The 4,158-nt window shown below is 35.5% G+C and carries 5 protein-coding genes; all 5 read left to right on the top strand.

From position 1 onward, the window contains the following. Window positions 1–65: 65 nt before the first annotated feature. The 5 genes from N4310_RS07750 to N4310_RS07770 are packed head-to-tail and all read left to right on the top strand — an operon-like array spanning window position 66 to window position 4,087. A complete protein-coding gene (locus tag N4310_RS07750; RefSeq protein ID WP_262092728.1) occupies window positions 66–269 on the top strand; it encodes a PTS system mannose/fructose/sorbose family transporter subunit IID in 204 nt (67 codons plus the stop codon). Window positions 270–279: 10 nt separating this feature from the next. Continuing rightward, entirely contained in the window at window positions 280–1,320 is a 1,041-nt protein-coding gene (locus N4310_RS07755; RefSeq protein ID WP_262092724.1) for a tyrosine-protein phosphatase, read from the top strand. Window positions 1,321–1,337: 17 nt separating this feature from the next. Then, a complete protein-coding gene (locus tag N4310_RS07760; RefSeq protein ID WP_262092725.1) occupies window positions 1,338–2,495 on the top strand; it encodes an HTH domain-containing protein in 1,158 nt (385 codons plus the stop codon). Between the two features lie 60 nt (window positions 2,496–2,555). Continuing rightward, window positions 2,556–3,362, top strand: coding sequence for a hypothetical protein (locus N4310_RS07765; RefSeq protein WP_262092726.1), 807 nt, complete (start codon window positions 2,556–2,558; stop codon window positions 3,360–3,362). Window positions 3,363–3,376: 14 nt separating this feature from the next. After that, complete coding sequence (locus N4310_RS07770; protein WP_262092727.1) at window positions 3,377–4,087, top strand: tetratricopeptide repeat protein; 711 nt, start codon at window positions 3,377–3,379, stop codon at window positions 4,085–4,087. Window positions 4,088–4,158 lie beyond the last annotated feature (71 nt).

Here is a 4,158-nt window from a genome sequence, read left to right on the forward strand (position 1 = left end):
TAGTAGTATTTTTGGTATAACTCTACTATACAGGATTTATTCCTTTTTTGCGTTTACACAAGATATTGTACACTCTCATTAAAGCTGGAGATAATGTGATTCCTTTTCAAGAAATGTTTGATAAGGTCATGCCAGGTTTATTCAGTTTATTGATAACTGTTTCTGTCTATAAGATTTTGAAAAAAACGAATGGCAAGCACGCTCCTTTACTCATTCTGGGGATTATGATTTTATCAATTATCCTGACTTATTTGAAAGTAGTGGGGTAAGAATATGGGGATGGATTATTATGTACAGCAGATTAGACCTCACTGTTTCCAATTTAAAAGGGAGACGGTTGAACAAAATTCTGAGCAAGTTGCTATCTTTTTGTTGGACAAGCCAGATGGCGTTCCTACTCAGTTTTTGATGAAGACAGACCAGAATGAATTTGAACTAGAATTGGAGATAGCGACACGTCCTTATTTTTTAGTCGAATCTGCTAGTAGGTCATATGTAGTTGCCGAGAGAACCCTGCCAGTTGAAGGAATGAATAATTTTCGTGATATGGGCGGTTATTGTGGTTTGAATGGTAAGAGGGTTAAGTGGGGAAAGCTTTACCGATCGGATCACTTGCATAATGCTACGAATCGAGGAATCCAATATATTAAAGATTTGGAGATTTCTACTGTCATTGACTATCGCAGTGAAAATGAGATTTCAAAATATCCTAATCCAGACTTAGACTTTATCAAACAAAGTTATCACTTAGATCCATCTGCTCATGTAGCGGAACTGGCAGCTCAATTTGATTCTTCTAAGGATCAAGAGGATCTTGCTCTGATTCAAGAAATTATGAGACAAAAGGGGCGGGGAGAGTTAGTGAATCATTCGGAGGTTATTGCCGCTCAGTATCAAATGTTTGTAATGGGGGATGAGGCTAGGGAATCATTTGGAAAAATGATTCAGCTTCTTGCGGATTCTGGTGGAAGTCCCTTTGTTCAACATTGTCGTGGTGGAAAAGATCGAACAGGATTTGGTTCTGCTTTGGTATTGGGGTTACTGGGAGTTTCTACAGAGGATATCATTAATGATTATTTGATTACAGGAAAAAATAGAGAGGAGAGGAACCGTGTTAAGATGGAGGGATATCGACAATTGACACAGGATCCAAATATCTTGGAACATTTGTATTCTTTTATTGATACAAAACCAGAATTTATCGAAGCTGCTCTTACTGTAATCAAAGATAAATATGGAACAATAGAGAATTATGTGTTATCTGAGCTGGATATTAGCTTGGAAACGATTGAGAGACTGCGAGATTTATATTTGGAATAATTGGGAGGAGAATGAGTGTGAGAAAGGAACTGTCAGAAAAACTACAATTTTTAGATAGAAAACCACGGTTAAAAACACTTTTTCTCCTTCTTTTTCGTTCAGAAGGATATGTGACTAGTGAATCTATTGCAGCTAAGCTATCTGTATCTTCTCGCACAATCAAGTCGGATTTAGCAGAGTTGAAAATAGCTTTAGCAGATATTGGTGATATCGTTGCTAAACGGGCACATGGGTTTAAGCTAGTTATCCATAATTCCCAGTTGGAACAGCATATTAAGGAAATTTTCCAAATATTTCCAACTTTAAAAGTTGAAAATAGTAGAGATGCACATGTTCTTTATATTTTGAGGCGTTTACTAACGAGTGTGCAGGAACTACGAATTGAGGATTTTCAACGTGAACTCTTAACCACTCATTCTCTAACGGAGGAACTGAGAGAGGTCGAGAAGATGCTTGAACGCTATCAGTTGAAGTTGGTGACTCGTCCAAAGCATGGAATGGCTATCGTAGGTCAACGCTTTAAGAAATTGATGCTAACTGTTCGAGTCTACCGCTATTTTGATATGTATTTTCAGACTTACTCAGGTATATCGAGATATGACGAATTGTTTAAGTGTTCGGTAGAAGATCGTGAGAAGATTCGAAAAATTGTCTTGGTATCGATTACGAAATCACGAATTGTGTTTTCTGATTTAAATTTGGAGAGATTTATTCTGTATCTGATTTATTTACGAAATAATCTGTCTAAAGATCCGTTTGATTTACCGGATATTCCATTTGAAGTAGAACTGACAGATGAGTACCGACTAGTCGTTGAAATTTTGAATAAGCTTTCCAATGTATTGAGTGGATTTGATTTCAGCCAAGAGGAGATCATTTTATTATCTTATATTGCAATCATTAGTACAGATCTTTATCGATTTGCAGATTGCAGTACAGAGAATTACAATGCCTTGATTCCATTGGCTAGGGAAGGTCGAAATTTTCTGATGAAGGAAATGTCTCATTACCTTAGCCCGAATTATTCATACAGAATTCAAAAAACTTCCAGAACCCTTGCTATACTAAGGTTTTTGGAAGTTTTTGTTTTCCACCTAATGGGTGAAACAAAGAAACTAGGTGGAACCCTTGGATTATCAATGATTCCACCTGATTTTTATAATGGAGATGAATAATTAGGGCTTAGAGTTGATTTTTTTGAAGATTATACTTGTTTTAAAGACTCTTTTAAAATCATGATTCCGATTAGTCTAAAGATGTTTTTAGGAGTATCGAATAGTATTGATATACGATATAGAGATTTTAGTAGTTCTAATTCAAGTCCGGTTCTCAGATTCTACATTCAAGCCTTATCTCAAAAATTTTATTCTCAATTTGGATACGAATTTTCAAATCGAGAGTTAGATCTTCTGTTTACAACTTTTTTAGGAGTATTAAATCGTATTGTTTTGGATGTGAGACGATTAAATGTAGCGATTATTGCTATTGATGGTAGATTATCTACTCAGCAGTTGAAATTTAATCTGAAACATTATTTTGATGATTTTATCGAAAAAATTGAAACTAAGACCTTGTATGAGTTAAATTTTTTAAAAGAAAAGCAGTACGATTATTATATCTGTTCAGGAATCGGAGAGCAGTTGACGATACCTTGGGAACCTAAGTATTTTGTTTCAGATGATGTTTCTGAGTTTGATTACGATGATTCATTCAAAAAAATTTTTTTTGATGCCTATTCTTATGATAGGATTTTACCACCTATTTCTATCAGCCAAACAGAAGTATTTGGATATCCAGATGGAGATGTGATTGATGTTGAAAAGGGAGAAGTAAAAATCCGCTTTTTGATTCATTTGGATTCAGAAAACGAAGAGATTTGTGTCTATAGGGATCACATGAGTCAGTACATTATATCTGTAGCTGTCGATGTCCGAGACAATTTCCAAAAATTAAAAATGTTGTTTAATGTACTAAATAGTATGGTAGAGGCATCGGATGTTTTATTGAAAGAAAATGTAACGTATCGCGATTTATTAAGTTAACAGAAGGGGAAAATATGAATAAAAAAATAAGATGTTCTTATTTAGGATTATCTGCAGCAACTGCTTTAGCCTTGCTGATGACGGCTAACCCTACAAAAGCAGACGAATACTCTATTCAAGAACTTTCAGTTAGTGCCAGTGGGATTGAACCAGTGATTGCTATGTCTCAAGAAGTACAGAATCCTGCTCCAGAGGCTATGGTTGTTGATCCTAATGGAGTATTAGAGCTATCCTCTGAGGTAGATGTTCTAGAAGTGGAACAGAAAGTAATAGACGAGCCACTGGAAGTAACTATGGCAGCAAAAGAGAATCCATTATCAGACACAGAAGTGCCTGGTAATCTATATACTCATTTAACTTCTGAGAAAGTAGAGATTAAGAGTGGTTTAGGTTATGACTTTTATGAAGATCTACCAATGCCTGAGGCGAAGGAAAATGGTCGTGGTGAACCATTACTACCTTTAATCTCTGATTACGGGAACTCTTATATCGAAGATCCTTTTCTAAAAGAGGATGTATTGAGGTTTAGACGTTGGGATTGGAATGAGTTGTATTCGTCATTGGATAAAAAAGTGCAGGAAAATCCGGAGCATCTAGATACCTATCGTTTGCAGGCTGAAATTTATTTAGTGAATAAGAAGTATCGAGAGGCTTTTTCACAGATAGATAAGGTTTTACGAAGAGATCCGAGTGATATACATGCGCTATCATTATCAGTTCTATAGTAGAATGAAACAGAAACCACACACTTTGTGCTATACTATTTTTATGGCATATTCAGTAGATTTTCGTAAAA

The organism is Streptococcus danieliae (assembly GCF_025447695.1).
In the GTDB taxonomy this organism is placed as follows: domain Bacteria; phylum Bacillota; class Bacilli; order Lactobacillales; family Streptococcaceae; genus Streptococcus; species Streptococcus danieliae.